The organism is Paraburkholderia sp. PREW-6R (assembly GCF_039621805.1).
Taxonomy (GTDB): domain Bacteria; phylum Pseudomonadota; class Gammaproteobacteria; order Burkholderiales; family Burkholderiaceae; genus Paraburkholderia.
Window position 1 is genome coordinate 3,126,621 of record NZ_CP155073.1, and the last position, 16,473, is coordinate 3,143,093.

General features: G+C 59.1%; 26 protein-coding genes. All 26 read right to left on the reverse strand.

Features of this window, described 5'->3' with window-relative positions; genetic code table 11:
• Positions 1-30: 30 nt before the first annotated feature.
• Positions 31-465 (reverse strand): 50S ribosomal protein L15, encoded by a 435-nt coding sequence (rplO, locus tag AAGS40_RS13785; RefSeq protein ID WP_020070585.1) that lies wholly within the window; start codon positions 463-465, stop codon positions 31-33.
• Positions 466-494: 29 nt separating this feature from the next.
• On the reverse strand, positions 495-677 hold the full coding sequence (gene rpmD / locus AAGS40_RS13790; RefSeq protein ID WP_007180126.1) for a 50S ribosomal protein L30: 183 nt from the start codon (positions 675-677) through the stop codon (positions 495-497).
• Positions 678-687: 10 nt separating this feature from the next.
• Entirely contained in the window at positions 688-1,206 is a 519-nt protein-coding gene (gene rpsE, locus AAGS40_RS13795) for a 30S ribosomal protein S5 (protein ID WP_006052219.1), read from the reverse strand.
• A gap of 14 nt (positions 1,207-1,220) precedes the next feature.
• Entirely contained in the window at positions 1,221-1,586 is a 366-nt protein-coding gene (gene rplR / locus AAGS40_RS13800) for a 50S ribosomal protein L18 (RefSeq protein ID WP_006052218.1), read from the reverse strand.
• A 12-nt stretch (positions 1,587-1,598) separates the two neighbouring features.
• Positions 1,599-2,129 carry a 50S ribosomal protein L6 gene (gene rplF / locus AAGS40_RS13805; RefSeq protein WP_345812024.1) on the reverse strand — a complete coding sequence of 177 codons (531 nt, stop codon included), beginning with the start codon at positions 2,127-2,129 and terminating at the stop codon, positions 1,599-1,601.
• Positions 2,130-2,147: 18 nt separating this feature from the next.
• Positions 2,148-2,543, reverse strand: coding sequence for a 30S ribosomal protein S8 (gene rpsH, locus AAGS40_RS13810; protein ID WP_006052216.1), 396 nt, complete (start codon positions 2,541-2,543; stop codon positions 2,148-2,150).
• A gap of 14 nt (positions 2,544-2,557) precedes the next feature.
• Positions 2,558-2,863, reverse strand: coding sequence for a 30S ribosomal protein S14 (gene rpsN, locus AAGS40_RS13815; protein WP_013340737.1), 306 nt, complete (start codon positions 2,861-2,863; stop codon positions 2,558-2,560).
• A gap of 7 nt (positions 2,864-2,870) precedes the next feature.
• A complete protein-coding gene (rplE, locus tag AAGS40_RS13820; protein WP_006052214.1) occupies positions 2,871-3,410 on the reverse strand; it encodes a 50S ribosomal protein L5 in 540 nt (179 codons plus the stop codon).
• Positions 3,411-3,427: 17 nt separating this feature from the next.
• The gene (rplX, locus tag AAGS40_RS13825; protein ID WP_025601772.1) at positions 3,428-3,736 is read right to left on the reverse strand and encodes a 50S ribosomal protein L24; all 309 of its coding nucleotides are present in this window, start codon (positions 3,734-3,736) and stop codon (positions 3,428-3,430) included.
• Positions 3,737-3,745: 9 nt separating this feature from the next.
• Positions 3,746-4,114, reverse strand: a complete 369-nt coding sequence (rplN, locus tag AAGS40_RS13830) for a 50S ribosomal protein L14 (protein WP_006052212.1) — start codon at positions 4,112-4,114, stop codon at positions 3,746-3,748.
• A 290-nt stretch (positions 4,115-4,404) separates the two neighbouring features.
• On the reverse strand, positions 4,405-4,677 hold the full coding sequence (gene rpsQ / locus AAGS40_RS13835; RefSeq protein ID WP_007180129.1) for a 30S ribosomal protein S17: 273 nt from the start codon (positions 4,675-4,677) through the stop codon (positions 4,405-4,407).
• Positions 4,674-4,868, reverse strand: a complete 195-nt coding sequence (gene rpmC / locus AAGS40_RS13840) for a 50S ribosomal protein L29 (protein ID WP_007180130.1) — start codon at positions 4,866-4,868, stop codon at positions 4,674-4,676. Before rpmC ends, rpsQ begins: the two co-directional genes overlap by 4 nt.
• Before the next feature lie 10 nt (positions 4,869-4,878).
• Positions 4,879-5,295 carry a 50S ribosomal protein L16 gene (gene rplP, locus AAGS40_RS13845; RefSeq protein WP_007180131.1) on the reverse strand — a complete coding sequence of 139 codons (417 nt, stop codon included), beginning with the start codon at positions 5,293-5,295 and terminating at the stop codon, positions 4,879-4,881.
• Positions 5,296-5,297: 2 nt separating this feature from the next.
• Positions 5,298-6,113, reverse strand: coding sequence for a 30S ribosomal protein S3 (gene rpsC, locus AAGS40_RS13850; protein WP_345812025.1), 816 nt, complete (start codon positions 6,111-6,113; stop codon positions 5,298-5,300).
• 11 nt (positions 6,114-6,124) lie between these two features.
• Positions 6,125-6,457, reverse strand: a complete 333-nt coding sequence (gene rplV / locus AAGS40_RS13855) for a 50S ribosomal protein L22 (protein ID WP_007180133.1) — start codon at positions 6,455-6,457, stop codon at positions 6,125-6,127.
• 7 nt (positions 6,458-6,464) lie between these two features.
• Positions 6,465-6,740, reverse strand: coding sequence for a 30S ribosomal protein S19 (gene rpsS, locus AAGS40_RS13860; protein WP_004199273.1), 276 nt, complete (start codon positions 6,738-6,740; stop codon positions 6,465-6,467).
• Positions 6,741-6,750: 10 nt separating this feature from the next.
• Positions 6,751-7,578, reverse strand: a complete 828-nt coding sequence (rplB, locus tag AAGS40_RS13865) for a 50S ribosomal protein L2 (protein ID WP_149672973.1) — start codon at positions 7,576-7,578, stop codon at positions 6,751-6,753.
• 2 nt (positions 7,579-7,580) lie between these two features.
• Positions 7,581-7,895 (reverse strand): 50S ribosomal protein L23, encoded by a 315-nt coding sequence (rplW, locus tag AAGS40_RS13870; RefSeq protein WP_345812026.1) that lies wholly within the window; start codon positions 7,893-7,895, stop codon positions 7,581-7,583.
• Positions 7,892-8,512: a 50S ribosomal protein L4 gene (gene rplD / locus AAGS40_RS13875; protein WP_106284140.1), complete on the reverse strand. Its 621-nt coding sequence runs from the start codon at positions 8,510-8,512 to the stop codon at positions 7,892-7,894. The genes rplW and rplD overlap by 4 nt, the downstream gene beginning before the upstream one ends.
• Positions 8,512-9,171, reverse strand: coding sequence for a 50S ribosomal protein L3 (rplC, locus tag AAGS40_RS13880; RefSeq protein WP_013340741.1), 660 nt, complete (start codon positions 9,169-9,171; stop codon positions 8,512-8,514). Before rplC ends, rplD begins: the two co-directional genes overlap by 1 nt.
• 211 nt (positions 9,172-9,382) lie before the next feature.
• Complete coding sequence (gene rpsJ / locus AAGS40_RS13885) at positions 9,383-9,694, reverse strand: 30S ribosomal protein S10 (RefSeq protein ID WP_006998489.1); 312 nt, start codon at positions 9,692-9,694, stop codon at positions 9,383-9,385.
• Between the two features lie 129 nt (positions 9,695-9,823).
• The gene (gene tuf / locus AAGS40_RS13890; RefSeq protein ID WP_345812027.1) at positions 9,824-11,014 is read right to left on the reverse strand and encodes an elongation factor Tu; all 1,191 of its coding nucleotides are present in this window, start codon (positions 11,012-11,014) and stop codon (positions 9,824-9,826) included.
• 47 nt (positions 11,015-11,061) lie between these two features.
• The gene (fusA, locus tag AAGS40_RS13895; protein WP_345812028.1) at positions 11,062-13,164 is read right to left on the reverse strand and encodes an elongation factor G; all 2,103 of its coding nucleotides are present in this window, start codon (positions 13,162-13,164) and stop codon (positions 11,062-11,064) included.
• A 132-nt stretch (positions 13,165-13,296) separates the two neighbouring features.
• Positions 13,297-13,767, reverse strand: coding sequence for a 30S ribosomal protein S7 (gene rpsG / locus AAGS40_RS13900; RefSeq protein ID WP_006053291.1), 471 nt, complete (start codon positions 13,765-13,767; stop codon positions 13,297-13,299).
• A 180-nt stretch (positions 13,768-13,947) separates the two neighbouring features.
• Positions 13,948-14,328, reverse strand: coding sequence for a 30S ribosomal protein S12 (gene rpsL / locus AAGS40_RS13905; RefSeq protein WP_006998493.1), 381 nt, complete (start codon positions 14,326-14,328; stop codon positions 13,948-13,950).
• Positions 14,329-14,534: 206 nt separating this feature from the next.
• On the reverse strand, positions 14,535-16,382 hold the full coding sequence (gene recQ, locus AAGS40_RS13910) for a DNA helicase RecQ (protein WP_345812043.1): 1,848 nt from the start codon (positions 16,380-16,382) through the stop codon (positions 14,535-14,537).
• Positions 16,383-16,473 lie beyond the last annotated feature (91 nt).

The following is a 16,473-nucleotide window of genomic DNA, read 5'->3' on the forward strand; positions in this document are numbered from 1 at the left end:
AAATGCTAGTGACGGCAATGAACTTGCGCGTTACTCGGCAAAGGAGCCGCCGGCTGCTTCAATAGCAGCGCGCGCACCCTTCGTCGCACCCAGACCCTTCACAACGATCTTGCGCTTGAGCTCGCCCGTCGCGATGATCTTGGCGCTCTTGATCAACTCGCCGACCAGGCCGGCTTGCTTCAGAGCCAGCAGATCGATTTCGTCGACCGGCAGCTTTTCCAGATCCGAGAGACGCACTTCACCAACGAATTCCTTCGTCAGCGACGTGAAGCCGCGTTTCGGCAGGCGACGTTGCAGCGGCATTTGACCGCCTTCGAAGCCAACCTTGTGAAAGCCGCCCGAACGCGACTTCTGACCCTTGTGACCACGGCCAGCGGTCTTGCCGAGGCCAGAGCCAATGCCGCGACCAACGCGACGCTTAGCGTGCTTCGCGCCTTCAGCCGGCTTCAGGTTATTCAATTCCATTATCAACTCCTTGAGTCCTGGTCAGCCGCTTAGCTGATGACCTTAACGAGGTACGAAACCTTGTTGATCATGCCGCGCACAGCCGGCGTGTCCTGCAACTCGCTAACCGAGTTGAGTCGGCGCAGGCCCAAGCCACGCACCGTAGCACGGTGCGTTTCACGGGTGCCGATCAGGCTCTTGACGAGCTGGACCTTGACAGTTTTATCAGACATGGTGTCCACCTTAGCCCAGAATATCTTCGACGGACTTGCCGCGCTTCGCCGCGATATCGCCCGGCGTGGACTGCTTGCGCAGACCGTCGAGCGTTGCACGAACGAGGTTGTACGGGTTCGTCGAACCGTGGCTCTTGGCCACAACGTTCTGCACGCCCATCACGTCGAACACTGCGCGCATCGGGCCGCCAGCGATCACGCCGGTACCGTCCTTGGCCGGAGCCAGGAGGACCATCGACGCGCCGTGCTTACCGTGCACTTCGTGTTGCAGAGTACCGTTCTTAAGCGGCACCTTGAACATGTTGCGGCGGGCTTGTTCCATCGCCTTCTGAACAGCGACCGGCACTTCCTTCGCCTTGCCCTTGCCCATACCGACGCGGCCATCGCCGTCGCCGACCACGGTCAGTGCGGCAAAACCGAGAATCCGGCCGCCCTTCACAACCTTGGTCACGCGGTTGACCGAAATCATCTTTTCGCGCAGGCCGTCGTCGCGTTCGTCAGCCTGAACTTTCGCTTGCATCTTTGCCATGACGAATTCTTCCCTTAGAACTTGAGTCCGGCTTCGCGCGCCGCATCAGCCAGCGCTTTCACGCGGCCGTGGTAACGGAAACCCGAACGGTCGAAGGCGACGGATTCGATGCCGGCAGCCTTAGCCTTTTCTGCAATGCGCTTACCGATCAGGGTCGCAGCAGCGACGTTGCCGCCCTTGCCGGTCTGATCAGCCAGTTGCGCACGCACTTCGGCCTCGAGCGTCGACGCGCTGGCGAGCACCTTGGTGCCGCACGGCGAGAACACTTGCGCATAGATGTGCGTGTTCGTGCGATGCACGGCGAGACGCGCGACCTGCAGCTCAGCGATCTTGATACGCGTCTGACGAGCGCGGCGCAGGCGAGATTGAGTCTTATCCATGATTGCGCACCCTTACTTCTTCTTCGTTTCTTTGAGGATCACGACCTCGTTGGCGTAGCGCACACCTTTGCCCTTGTAGGGCTCCGGCGGGCGATAGCCGCGCACTTCTGCAGCGACCTGGCCAACTTTCTGCTTGTCGATCCCCTTGATCACGATTTCGGTTTGCGACGGGGTTTCTGCCTTGACGCCTTCCGGCATCTGGTGCACCACGGGGTGCGAGAAACCCAGCGACAGATTCAGCTTGTCGCCTTGCGCCTGTGCGCGGTAACCGACGCCAACCAGCGTCAGCTTGCGCTCGAAACCCTTCGTCACGCCGTTCACCATGTTCGCAACCAGTGCGCGCATCGTGCCCGACATCGCATTCGCTTCGCGGCTTTCGTCAACCGGCTCGAAATTCAGCGTGCCGTTGTCGTTCACCACTTTCACGAGGCGGTTAGCCGCCTGCGTAATCGTACCCAGCGGGCCCTTGACGGTAATGCGATCGTCGCTCAGGGCCACTTCTGCGCCTTGCAGCGCGACCGGGCTTTTACCTACTCGAGACATGTTTCTCTCCTTTCGGCCTTAAGCGACGTAGCAGATGACTTCGCCGCCAACGCCCGTTGCGCGCGCCTTGCGGTCCGTCATCACGCCCTTGGGCGTCGACACGATTGCCACGCCGAGGCCATTCATGACCACGGGGATGTCGTTACGGCCGCGGTACACACGCAGACCAGGCTTCGACACGCGCTCAATGCGTTCGATGACCGGACGGCCGGCGTAGTACTTCAACACGATGTTCAATTCAGACTTCGCACCTTCGGACTTCACTGCGAAATCATCGATATAGCCTTCGTCCTTCAGGACCTGCGCAATCGCAACCTTGACTTTCGACGAGGGCATTGTCACCGAAACCTTCTCAACCATCTGCGCGTTGCGGATGCGAGTCAGCATATCGGCGATAGGATCACTCATGCTCATTTATGTTTCTCCTATTACCAGCTCGCCTTGGTCAGGCCAGGGATCTCGCCGCGGAACGCGATTTCGCGAATCTTGTTACGCGCCAGCCCGAATTTACGGAACGTGCCGCGCGGGCGACCGGTAATTGCGCAACGGTTGCGCTTACGGGTCGGATTAGAGTTGCGCGGCAGTTGTTGCAATTCCAGACGTGCTGCGTAGTGCTCTTCGTCCGACTTGCTCATATCGCTAATGATCGCCTTCAGTTCAGCACGCTTGGGAGCGTACTTGGCGGCCAGGCGAGCACGCTTCTTTTCACGTTCGATCAGTGCCAGTTTAGCCACGGTAACCTCAGTTTCTGAACGGGAACTTGAAGCTGGCGAGCAGAGCCTTTGCTTCGTCGTCGGTCTTCGCAGTCGTCGTGATGCTGATGTTTAGCCCACGCAATGCGTCGATCTTGTCGTAATCGATTTCGGGGAAAATGATCTGCTCTTTCACACCGATGTTGTAGTTGCCGCGACCGTCAAACGCACGACCCGACACGCCACGGAAGTCGCGCACACGGGGGAGCGCAACCGTCACGAAACGGTCCAGAAATTCGTACATTGCCTGACCACGCAACGTGACCATTGCACCGATCGGATAGCCCTGACGGATCTTGAAGCCAGCGATTGCCTTGCGCGCCTTCGTGATCACCGGCTTCTGGCCAGCAATTTTCGTCAGGTCGCCAACGGCGTTTTCGATGATCTTCTTGTCAGCAACCGCTTCGCCAAGGCCCATGTTCAGGGTGATCTTGGTGATACGCGGCACTTCCATCACAGACTTGTAACCGAACTTCTCGATGAGGCCGGGTACAACCTTCTCTTTGTAAAACTCTTGCAAACGAGCCATTTTTTTACTCCGCAGCGTCAGGCGCTCAGCACGGCACCGGTCGTCTTAAGGAAACGGACTTTCTTGTCTCCCTCGACCTTGATGCCTACACGCGACGCCTTGCCATTCGCGTCGACCAGTGCGACGTTCGAAATTTGCAGCGGCATCGTCTTGGCTTCCACACCGCCCGTCGTACCCTTCATTGGGTTCGGCTTGACGTGCTTCTTGACGAGGTTGATGCCCTCGACAGTCACTTTGCCTTCGCCAACGGACAGCACGACACCGCGCTTGCCTTTATCTTTGCCGGTGATGACGATAACTTCGTCACCTTTGCGAATCTTGTTCATCGCGACTCCTTACAGCACTTCAGGCGCCAACGAAACGATCTTCATGAATCGTTCGCTGCGCAGTTCGCGCGTGACGGGCCCGAAAATACGGGTGCCAATAGGTTCGAGCTTGGCATTCAACAACACTGCGGCGTTGCCGTCGAACTTGATCAGCGAACCGTCCTGACGACGCACGCCCTTGGCGGTGCGAACCACCACGGCGTTGTAAATTTCGCCTTTCTTCACGCGCCCGCGCGGCGTTGCTTCTTTGACGGTCACCTTGATGATGTCGCCAATGCTGGCATAACGACGCTTCGAGCCGCCGAGCACCTTGATGCACATGACTTCACGCGCACCCGTGTTGTCGGCCACTTCAAGCCGAGTTTCGGTCTGGATCATGGTTTATCTTTCCCAACTTAATCCGGTCACACCACCATGGCGTACCCGGTCAGTCTTGGTCCCGTCAGCCAATCGGCTGCTTGGGTATGAACAGCAGCGACGGCAAACGAAACCCGCCATCGCAATCCGGTGAATCCTTCGGAACAGGCTGGCGCCCGATCCGCTTCCCCCACCAACTTCGCCCGCGACGGGGCTCCCATAAAAGAGGGAAGACCGAGATTATAACTGATAATCTCGGTCTTGCAAGCGAAATCTACTGCGATTTCAACAACTTCTACTACTTTGCGGCGTCAGATGACGCGAGCAGCCTCGACCAGCCGAGCCACAACCCAAGCCTTCGTCTTCGAAATCGGACGAGTTTCCTGGATTTCAACGAGATCACCCTCGTTGTACGTGTTCGCGTCGTCGTGCGCGTGGTACTTCTTCGAGCGCACAACGTACTTGCCGTAAATCGGGTGCTTCACGCGGTGCTCAACCAGCACGGTGACCGTCTTGTCCATCTTGTTGCTGACGACCTTGCCGACCAGCGTCCGCTTGAGCGAGGTTTTTACGCTATCGTTCATTTCTGGTTCGCCTTCTCAGTCAGGACGGTCCGCACACGTGCGATGTCGCGACGAACCTTCTTCAGCTGGCTCGTATTCGTGAGCTGCTGGGTCGCGAGTTGCATGCGCAGGCCGAATTGCGCCTTCAGCAGGTCCGACAGCTCCTTGTTGAGCGCGGCCTGATCTTTCTGGTGAAGTTCGGAAGCCTTCATCATTTGCTCCTTAGGCGCCGAGCTGACGCACGATAAACGTCGTCTTCAGCGGCAGCTTAGCTGCAGCCAGACGGAACGCTTCGCGTGCCAGCTCTTCGGTTACGCCGTCCATTTCGTACAGCATCTTGCCCGGTTGAATCTCTGCGACGTAGTACTCAGGGTTACCTTTACCGTTACCCATCCGTACTTCAGCCGGCTTATGCGAAATCGGCTTGTCCGGGAAAATGCGGATCCAGATGCGGCCACCACGCTTGATGTGACGCGTCATTGCACGACGCGCCGCTTCAATCTGGCGCGCGGTCAAACGACCACGACCGATAGCCTTCAGGCCGAATTCACCGAACGACACTGCGTTGCCGCGGGTAGCGATACCGGTGTTACGACCCTTCTGCTCTTTGCGATACTTTCTGCGTTTCGGTTGCAGCATCGTTATTCTCCAGTCTTGCCGTCACCGCCGGCGCCACCAGCACCACCCGTGCGACGGGGAGCGCCACGGCGTGCACCTGCCGGGCCACCACCTTCACCATCGCGACGCGGACGGCGATCGCCACCCGGACGTGCGTTACGGCGCGGACGCTTTTCTTCGGCGACTTCTTCCACCACCGGTGCGTCGTTGCGGCCGAGCGTATCGCCCTTGTAGACCCACACCTTCACGCCGATGATGCCGTACGTCGTCTTCGCTTCCGAAGTTGCGTAGTCGATGTCAGCACGCAGCGTATGAAGCGGCACGCGACCTTCGCGATACCATTCCGTACGAGCGATTTCGATACCGTTCAGGCGGCCAGCGCTCATGATCTTGATGCCCTGAGCACCCAGACGCATTGCATTTTGCATCGCACGCTTCATCGCGCGGCGGAACATAATCCGGCGCTCGAGCTGCTGCGTGATCGAATCGGCGATCAGTTGCGCGTCGGTTTCCGGCTTGCGGATTTCTTCGATGTTGACGTGAACTGGAACGCCCATGCGCTTTTGCAGCTCGGACTTCAGCAGTTCAATGTCTTCACCCTTCTTACCGATCACCACACCTGGACGCGAGCTATAAATCGTGATGCGCGCGTTTTTCGCCGGACGCTCGATAACGACGCGGCCAACCGAAGCGTTCTTCAGCTTCTTCTTCAGGTATTCACGAACACCGATGTCTTCCTGCAACATCGCCGCGAAATTGTTGTTGTTCGCGTACCAACGCGACGCCCAATTGCGGCTGACGGCCAAACGGAAGCCAGTCGGATGAATTTTCTGTCCCATCGTATGACCCCTTAATTCCCGACCGTCACAGTGATGTGACAGGATTGCTTCTCGATGCGGTTACCGCGGCCTTTAGCGCGCGCGGTGAAACGCTTGAGCGACGCAGCCTTGTCGATGTAGATGCTCGTGATCTTGAGCTCATCGATATCGGCGCCTTCGTTGTGCTCCGCATTCGCGATCGCCGACAGCACGACCTTTTTCACGATTCCCGCAGCCTTCTTCGGCGAGAACGTCAGAACGTTCAGCGCCTTGTCGACCGGCAAACCGCGGATCTGGTCAGCCACAAGGCGCGTTTTCTGCGCCGAGATGCGGGCACCGCGATGAATTGCTTTCACTTCCATCATGAGCCCCTTATTTCTTAGCCTTCTTGTCGGCTGCGTGACCCTTGAACGTACGGGTCAATGCAAACTCGCCAAGCTTGTGGCCGACCATGTTTTCCGAGATATACACCGGAACGTGTTGACGGCCGTTGTGAACGGCGATCGTCAGACCGATGAAATCCGGGAGGATCGTCGAGCGACGCGACCAGGTTTTGATCGGCTTCTTATCCCGCGAAGCTGCTGCCGCCTCAACTTTCTTCAGCAAATGGGCGTCGCAGAACGGACCTTTTTTTACAGAACGTGCCATTGCCTACTCCTTAACGCTTGTGACGGCGCTGGACGATCATGCTCGTCGTGCGCTTGTTGCTGCGGGTGCGATAACCCTTAGCAGGCGTGCCCCACGGGCTCACCGGATCGCGACCTGCAGCCGTCTTGCCTTCACCACCACCGTGCGGGTGATCGACCGGGTTCATTGCAACGCCGCGCACCGTCGGGCGGATACCGCGCCAGCGGTTTGCGCCAGCCTTACCGATTTGACGGAGGCTATGCTCTTCGTTGCCAACTTCACCGATCGTCGCGCGGCACTCAACGTGAACGCGGCGGATTTCACCGGAGCGCAGGCGGACCTGTGCGTAGATGCCTTCACGAGCCAGCAACATCGCCGACGTACCGGCCGAACGCGCCATTTGCGCGCCCTTGCCCGGCAGCATTTCGATGCAGTGGATCGTCGTACCGACCGGAATATTGCGGATCGGCAGCGTGTTACCTGCGCGGATCGGCGCTTCCGAACCCGACATCAGTTGCTGGCCGACGGTAATACCTTTCGGAGCAATGATGTAGCGGCGCTCGCCGTCTGCGTACAGAACCAGCGCGATGTTCGCGCTACGGTTAGGATCGTACTCGAGACGTTCGACCTTGGCCGGAATGCCATCCTTCGTGCGACGGAAATCGACGACACGATAGTGATGCTTGTGACCACCGCCCTTATGACGGGTAGTGATGTGACCGTTGTTATTACGGCCGGCGGTCGAGGATTGCGAGTCGAGCAGCGCTGCGAACGGCTTGCCCTTATGCAGATCCTTGTTGACCACCTTGACCATCGCACGGCGGCCCGGCGAAGTCGGCTTAACTTTAACGATTGCCATGATTACTTGGCCTCCGCTTCAAAGTTGATTTCTTGGCCGGGCTTCAGGCAGACGTACGCCTTCTTCACGTCCTTGCGCTTGCCCATGAAGCGACCAAAGCGCTTGGCTTTGCCCTTCGAGACCAGCACGTTGACGGAATTGACTTCCACCTTGAACAGCAGCTCGACTGCAGCTTTCACTTCCTGCTTCGTGGCATCGGGCGCGACTTCGAACACAACCTGTTCGTGTTTGTCGGCCACCAGCGTCGCCTTTTCGGAGATCACCGGCGCGAGCAGGACCTGCATCAAACGATGATCGTTCTTGCGAATCTCGCTCATGACAGCAACTCCTCGATCTGGGCGACCGCAGCCTTCGTGATCAGGATCTTCTTGAAGTAGATCAGCGACAGCGGGTCGGCGTAACGCGGCTCGACAACTGCCACATGGGCGAGGTTGCGCGACGCGAGGTACAGGTTTTCGTCAACCGTGTCGGTAATCACCAGCACGGACTCGAGACCCATCGCCTTGAATTTTTCGGCCAGCAGCTTCGTCTTCGGCGCTTCGAGCGTCAGCTCGTCGACCACCGAAATGCGGCCTTCGCGGGCCAGCTGCGAGAAGATCGAGCAGAGACCTGCGCGATGCATCTTCTTGTTGACCTTGTGCGAAAAGTTTTCTTCCGGCGAATTCGGGAAGATCCGGCCACCGCCGCGCCACAACGGGCTCGACGACATACCGGCACGGGCGCGGCCCGTACCCTTCTGGCGCCACGGCTTCTTGGTCGTGTGCTTGACTTGCTCACGGTCCTTCTGCGCGCGGTTGCCGCTGCGGGCATTCGCTTGATACGCGACCACCACCTGGTGAATCAGGGCTTCGTTGTAATCGCGGCCGAACACGACGTCCGACGCGCTAACGCCTGCACCTTCCTGACCATTGGCATTCAGGAGCTTAAGTTCCATTATTTCGCTCCTTTCACGGCACGCGTTTTCACGGCCGGCGTAACGAATACCTTGCCACCCTTCGCACCCGGAACGGCGCCCTTGACCAGCAACAGCTTGCGGTCAGCGTCGATACGAGCGATTTCGAGGTTTTGCACCGTTACCGTTTCGTCACCCATGTGACCGGTCATGCGCTTACCCGGGAAAACACGACCCGGATCCTGCGCCATACCGATCGAGCCCGGCACATTGTGCGAGCGCGAGTTACCGTGCGATGCACGGCCAGATGCGAAGTTATAACGCTTGATGGTACCGGCGTAGCCCTTACCAATCGACACGCCTTGCACGTCGACCTTTTGGCCTACTTCGAACAGATCGGGACCGACCACAGCGCCGTTCGACAACTCGGCGGCTTTGGCAGCATCGATCTGGAATTCTTTGAGGATTTCACCGGCCTGAACGCCGGCTTTGGCGAGATGACCGGCCAAAGGCTTCGTCACGCGCGATGCACGGCGCGTACCGAATGCAACCTGCACGGCCGTGTAGCCGTCGGTTTCAACAGTCTTGATCTGCGTCACGCGGTTGTCGGACACGTCCAGCACGGTAACGGGAATCGAATCCCCTTCTGCCGTGAAGATACGGGTCATGCCAACCTTGCGACCTACGAGTCCAAGGCTCATCGTTTTCTCCATTCCCGACTGCGATTGGTCGGGGCTAATTTACAAAATGCCGGTGCCGTTTCGGGCGTGCGCTTTAGAAAAAGTGACACTCCAGCGCACCGACTTTTTTGCGCAAATGCGCGAAAAGCCCACTATTATAGCGAGGCCTTCCGTTTTCCGCAAGCAATCAATGACTTAGCGCTGCCGGGCAAGCCAGGCAGCCTTGAGAGCCTTATTGCAGCTTGATTTCCACGTCCACACCAGCCGGCAAATCCAGCTTCATCAGCGCGTCGACGGTCTTGTCCGTCGGATCGACGATGTCCATCAGGCGTTGGTGCGTACGGATTTCGAGCTGGTCGCGCGACGTCTTGTTCACGTGCGGCGAACGCAGGATGTCGAAACGTTGAATGCGGGTCGGCAGGGGCACCGGACCACGAACGATTGCGCCAGTCCGCTTTGCCGTGTCGACGATTTCAGCCGCCGATTGGTCGATCAAGCGATAGTCGAAAGCCTTCAGGCGAATGCGGATTTTCTGGTTCTGCATGACAATTCCTTGGAAAGAGCGAGGCAGCATTGCGCCGCCAGACAGTAAAAGAGCGTAGAGCCGGGAACCCACTGAGGGCGGGCGCCCGGCTCCGGGCACCACTTACAACAAAAGCGTCAATCCGCGATTTTACTCGAGGATCTTTGCAACCACACCAGCGCCGACCGTACGGCCACCTTCACGGATGGCGAAGCGCAGGCCTTCTTCCATCGCGATCGGGTTGATCAGCTTCACCGTGATCGACACGTTGTCGCCTGGCATGACCATTTCCTTGTCCTTCGGCAGCTCGATCGAGCCCGTCACGTCCGTCGTACGGAAGTAGAACTGCGGACGGTAGTTGTTGAAGAACGGCGTGTGACGGCCGCCTTCGTCCTTGCTCAGCACGTACACCTCAGCGGTGAAGTGCGTGTGCGGGTTGATCGTACCCGGCTTGGCCAGCACCTGGCCACGCTCCACGTCTTCACGCTTCGTGCCGCGCAGCAGGATACCTACGTTATCGCCCGCCTGACCCTGGTCGAGCAGCTTGCGGAACATTTCCACGCCCGTGCAGGTCGTCTTCACCGTCGGCTTGATACCGACAATTTCGATTTCCTCGCCGACCTTGACCACGCCGCGCTCAACGCGACCCGTCACCACCGTGCCGCGACCCGAGATCGAGAACACGTCTTCCACCGGCATCAGGAATGCGCCGTCCACTGCGCGCTCCGGCGTCGGAATGTACGTGTCCAGTGCGTCGGCCAGGTTCATGATCGCCACTTCGCCCAGCTCGCCCTTGTCGCCTTCCAGCGCCAGCTTCGCCGAACCCTTGATGATTGGCGTGTCGTCGCCCGGGAAGTCGTACTTCGACAGAAGCTCGCGCACTTCCATCTCGACCAGCTCCAGCAGCTCAGCGTCGTCCACCATGTCGCACTTGTTCAGGAACACGATGATGTACGGCACACCGACCTGACGCGCCAGCAGGATGTGCTCACGCGTTTGCGGCATCGGGCCGTCTGCGGCCGAGCACACCAGAATCGCGCCGTCCATCTGCGCTGCGCCCGTGATCATGTTCTTCACATAGTCAGCGTGGCCCGGGCAGTCGACGTGTGCGTAGTGGCGGTTAGCCGTTTCGTACTCGACGTGTGCCGTGTTGATCGTGATACCACGTGCCTTTTCTTCCGGCGCCGCGTCGATCTGGTCGTATGCCTTCGCTTCGCCGCCAAACTTCTGCGTCAGAACCGTCGTGATCGCTGCCGTCAGCGTGGTCTTGCCGTGGTCAACGTGACCGATCGTGCCGACGTTCACGTGCGGCTTGGTCCGTTCGAATTTACCTTTAGCCATGTTTCTCTTCTTTCAAAAAGTTAATCGTTGAATGACTTGCCGCGCGATTACTTCGACTTCGCGTTGATGATCGCTTCGGACACGTTACGCGGTGCTTCGGCGTAATGCTTGAATTCCATCGTGTACGTTGCACGACCCTGGGTCAGCGAACGCAGCGACGTCGAGTAGCCGAACATTTCCGACAGCGGTACTTCTGCGCGAACGATCTTGCCGCCGCCCACCATGTCGTCCATGCCCTGCACGATGCCACGACGACCCGACAGATCGCCCATCACGTTGCCCATGTAATCTTCAGGCGTTTCGACTTCCACGGCCATCATCGGTTCGAGGATGACCGGTTGAGCCTTGCGCATTGCTTCCTTGAACGCCATCGAACCGGCCATGCGGAACGCATTTTCGTTCGAGTCGACGTCGTGGTACGAACCGAACGTCAGGTGAACCTTCACGTCAACGACCGGGAAGCCTGCCAGCACGCCGGCCTTCAGCGTTTCCTGGATACCCTTGTCGACTGCCGGGATGTATTCACGCGGAATCACACCGCCCTTGATCTCGTCCAAGAACTCGTAGCCCTTGCCTTGTTCGTTCGGCTCGAGCGTGATGACCGCGTGACCGTACTGGCCGCGACCACCCGACTGCTTGACGAACTTGCCGTCGACGTCTTCCGCCTTGCCGCGAATCGTCTCGCGGTATGCGACCTGCGGCTTGCCGACAGTTGCTTCCACGCCGAATTCGCGCTTCATACGGTCAACCAGAATTTCGAGGTGCAGCTCGCCCATGCCCGAAATGATGGTTTGGCCCGATTCCTCGTCCGTTTGGACGCGGAACGACGGATCTTCCTGAGCCAGACGGTTCAGAGCCAGACCCATCTTTTCCTGGTCGGGCTTCGTCTTCGGCTCAACAGCCTGCGAAATCACCGGTTCCGGGAAAATCATGCGCTCGAGGACGATCGGGCTTTGCGGATCGCACAGCGTGTCGCCGGTCGTTGCGTCTTTCAGGCCAACCGCTGCAGCGATGTCGCCTGCACGGACTTCCTTGATTTCTTCGCGCTGGTTTGCGTGCATCTGCAGAATACGACCCAGACGTTCCTTCTTGTCTTTGGTCGCGTTCAGCACGGTGTCGCCCGAATTCACAACGCCCGAATATACGCGGAAGAAGATCAGCTGGCCGACGAACGGGTCGGTCATGATCTTGAACGCCAGCGCCGAGAACTTCTCGTCGTCAGCGGCGCGGCGCTCACCTTGCTCACCGTTTTCCAGTTCGCCGGTAACCGGCGGAATGTCGATCGGCGACGGCAGGAAGTCCAGAACCGCGTCGAGCATGCGCTGCACGCCCTTGTTCTTGAACGCAGTGCCGCACAGCATCGGCTGGATTTCGCAAGCGATCGTACGGTCGCGCAGGCCCTTGATGATTTCCGCTTCAGAGAGCTCGCCCTCTTCCAGGTACTTGTTCATCAGCTCTTCGCTCGACTCAGCGGCCGCTTCGATCATCTTCTCGCGCCATTCGTTGCACGAGTCGACCAGCTCCGCCGGGATCTCCTCGTACGAGAACTTGGTGCCTTGGGACGCGTCGTCCCAAATGATCGCCTTCATCTTCATCAGGTCGACGACACCGGTGAAGTTTTCCTCGGCGCCGATAGGCACCACGACCGGAACCGGATTAGCCTTCAGACGCAGCTTCAGCTGGTCGTAAACCTTGAAGAAGTTCGCGCCGGTGCGGTCCATCTTGTTGATGAACGCGAGACGGGGAACCTTGTACTTATTAGCCTGGCGCCACACGGTTTCCGACTGGGGCTGAACACCGCCCACTGCGCAGTAAACCATGCATGCACCGTCGAGCACGCGCATCGAGCGCTCAACTTCAATCGTGAAGTCGACGTGGCCCGGGGTGTCGATGATGTTGATGCGGTGCTCAGCGCGGTCGCCGGCCATGCCCTTCCAGAACGCCGTCGTAGCAGCCGACGTGATCGTGATGCCGCGCTCCTGCTCCTGCTCCATCCAGTCCATGGTGGCAGCGCCGTCGTGAACTTCGCCAATCTTGTGGTTCACGCCCGTGTAAAACAGAATGCGCTCGGTCGTCGTCGTTTTGCCGGCGTCGATGTGAGCGCTAATACCGATGTTACGGTAGCGCTCGATAGGTGTCTTGCGAGCCACTTTGATCCTCAATTGGGATGACGCGATGCGAGAAAATACCCATCGCGCTGTAACACAAACGGGCGAGGCGCTTTGCAAGCGCACCCGCCCGGAATCTCTTTCCGTTTTCCTGCTAAACCCGGAACGGGAAGCTTAGAAACGGAAGTGCGAGAACGCCTTGTTGGCTTCTGCCATCCGGTGAACTTCGTCGCGCTTCTTCATTGCGCCGCCACGGCCTTCGGCCGCTTCGGAGAGTTCACCTGCCAGACGCAGAGCCATCGACTTCTCGCTGCGCTTCTTCGCGGCTTCACGCAGCCAACGCATCGCCAATGCCATACGACGCGACGGGCGCACTTCGACCGGAACCTGATAGTTCGCACCACCAACGCGGCGGCTCTTCACTTCGACCACCGGCTTGACGTTGTTGAGCGCTACCGTGAACACTTCCAGCGGGTCCTTGCCACCCTTGGTCTGGATCTGTTCGAAAGCGCCGTACACAATGCGCTCAGCAACCGACTTCTTGCCGGAGAGCATCAGCACGTTCATGAACTTAGCTACATCAACGTTACCGAACTTCGGATCCGGCAACACTTCCCGCTTGGGGACTTCGCGACGACGCGGCATGTTTCTTCCTTTAACTTTTCAGTTGGAGCCCATTCCTGGCCCCGCGGCCACCAACTAACCCGATTCATCTCTAACGACTTACCAGCCTGGTCGGGTGACCACTTACTCGACAGCACCGGCGAATCCGGCACCACCGCCAATACCGCCTTTGCAGGCGACCTGAAACGACTGACCGGCTAATTACTTGCCAGCTTTTGCACGCTTCGCGCCGTACTTCGAGCGAGCCTGCTTACGATCCTTGACGCCCTGGGTGTCCAGCGAGCCGCGAACCATGTGGTAACGCACACCCGGCAAGTCCTTCACACGGCCGCCGCGAATCAGCACGACCGAGTGTTCCTGCAGGTTGTGGCCTTCACCACCGATGTACGAAATGACTTCGAAGCCGTTCGTCAGACGAACCTTGGCCACCTTACGGAGTGCCGAGTTAGGCTTCTTAGGCGTCGTGGTGTACACACGGGTGCACACGCCGCGACGCTGGGGGCAGTCCTGCAAAGCCGGGCTCTTGCTTTTCGTCGTTTCCGACGCGCGGCCTTTGCGAACCAGTTGATTGATGGTTGGCATTGTTTATTCCTGAAATTGAACAAAATCGACGCATCTGCTTTCGGGCAAAGCGAAAACATTGCGAATCGAGCTCCGGCTCAGACAGCCAACACCGTCATGTTCACGAGTGTAGGCATTCCAAGAACCGGAACCTAGCATAATATTCCGAAATTACTAAGCGAGTCAACAGCTTGCGATGTTTCGGAGCCCCGTGCGACCGTCGCGGCCTAGTCTGCAGCGACGACCTCCAGCAATTCGTCACCGAAACGGTCGAGCTTACGCGCGCCCATTCCCGGAATGCCGCGCAACTCTTCAATTGAATCCGGACCGTTGCGGGCAATTTCGGCAAGCGTCGCGTCGTGGAATATCACATAGGCCGGCACGCCGTCGCTCTTCGCCGTCTCCGTGCGCCAGCTGCGCAGGCGCTCCCAGCGCGCCCGTTCGCGCGGCCCCATGCCGATGGTCGGATCGGCGCGCTCGCTGGTGCGCGTGGACGACTGGCGCGTCCGGGTCGGCTTCACGTAGCGGCGCATCGTGACTGGTTGCTCGCCCTTAAGCACTGGCTTACTGGCCTCTGTGAGGACCAGCGAGCCGAAGCCTTCGTGATCGACCGTCAGATAACCGAACGCCACCAGTTGGCGAAATATTGCCCGCCATTCCGGCTCACCCAGCGCTGCGCCAATACCGAACGTGGTCAACTTTTCATGACCGCGCTGCAGGATTTTCTCGCTGCTGTTACCGCGCAAAATATCGATCAGATGGCCGGCGCCAAAATGAAAGCCGCTCGCGCGCTGCGCACGGAACACGCACGAAAGCGCCATTTGCGCCTCGCGCGTCGCGTCCCACGTAGCAGGCGGTTCGAGACAGTTGTCGCAATTGCCGCACGGCTTGCTCGACTCGCCGAAATACGCGAGCAAGCGCACCCGGCGGCAGGTCGCCGCTTCGCACAGTCCGAGCAGCGCATCGAGCTTGCTCGTCTGAACGCGTTTGTGCGCGTCGTCGGCGTCGGACTCGTCGATCATTTTGCGCTGCTGAACGACGTCGCCAAGGCCATAGGCCATCCATGCATTCGCCGGCATGCCGTCGCGGCCGGCGCGTCCCGTTTCCTGGTAGTAGCCTTCGACGCTCTTCGGCAAGTCCAGATGAGCGACAAAGCGCACGTCCGGCTTGTCGATCCCCATGCCGAACGCGATCGTCGCGCACATCACAATGCCTTCCTCGCGCTGAAACATTTCCTGATGTTTCTGGCGGGTTTCGAACTCCATGCCAGCGTGATACGGCAGCGCTCGCATCCCTTTTTCTTTTAGCCACTCCGCCGTTTCTTCCACCTTGCGGCGCGACAGACAATAGATCACGCCGGCGTCGGTCGTGCCGTCCGGCCGCGAATGCTCGGCGCGGATAAAGTCCAGCAGCTGGGTACGCGCGTTGTCCTTTTCGACGATGCGGTAGCGGATGTTGGGCCGGTCGAAGCTGGACACGAAAACACGCGCGTCGTCCAGCGCAAGACGGTGAATGATTTCGTCCCGCGTAATCGCGTCCGCGGTCGCCGTGAGCGCAATACGCGGCACATTGGGGAATCGCTCGTGCAGAACCGACAGCTGGATGTACTCCGGCCGGAAATCATGCCCCCACTGCGACACGCAATGCGCTTCATCAATAGCGAACAGACCGATGCGCGTGCGCTCCAGCAGTTCCTGAAAACGCGGCGTCATCAAGCGCTCCGGCGCCACGTACAACAGATCGATCTCGCCGTCGCGCAGTGCCCGTTCTGTCGCCATTGCCTCGGCGCTCGACAATGTCGAGTTCAGATACGCAGCGCGCACGCCGACCTCGGTGAGCGCGGCGACTTGGTCCTGCATGAGCGCGATCAGCGGCGACACGACGATGCCGGTGCCAAAACCGCCCTCGCGCCTGACGAGCGATGGAATCTGGTAGCACAACGATTTGCCGCCACCCGTCGGCATCAGCACGAGGCAATCGCCGCCGCCCGACACGTGCTCGACAATTTCGCCCTGCTGCCCTCTGAACGCGGGATAGCCGAAGACTTCGTTAAGAATTTCGAGGGGACGAGACATGGATTTTTGAGGAGCAGCGGGGTGCCGGTGACCGCAATTTTACCAACCCCCACGCGCTCTGCCCGAAACGATTGCGCTGGTTAGCCGTTTG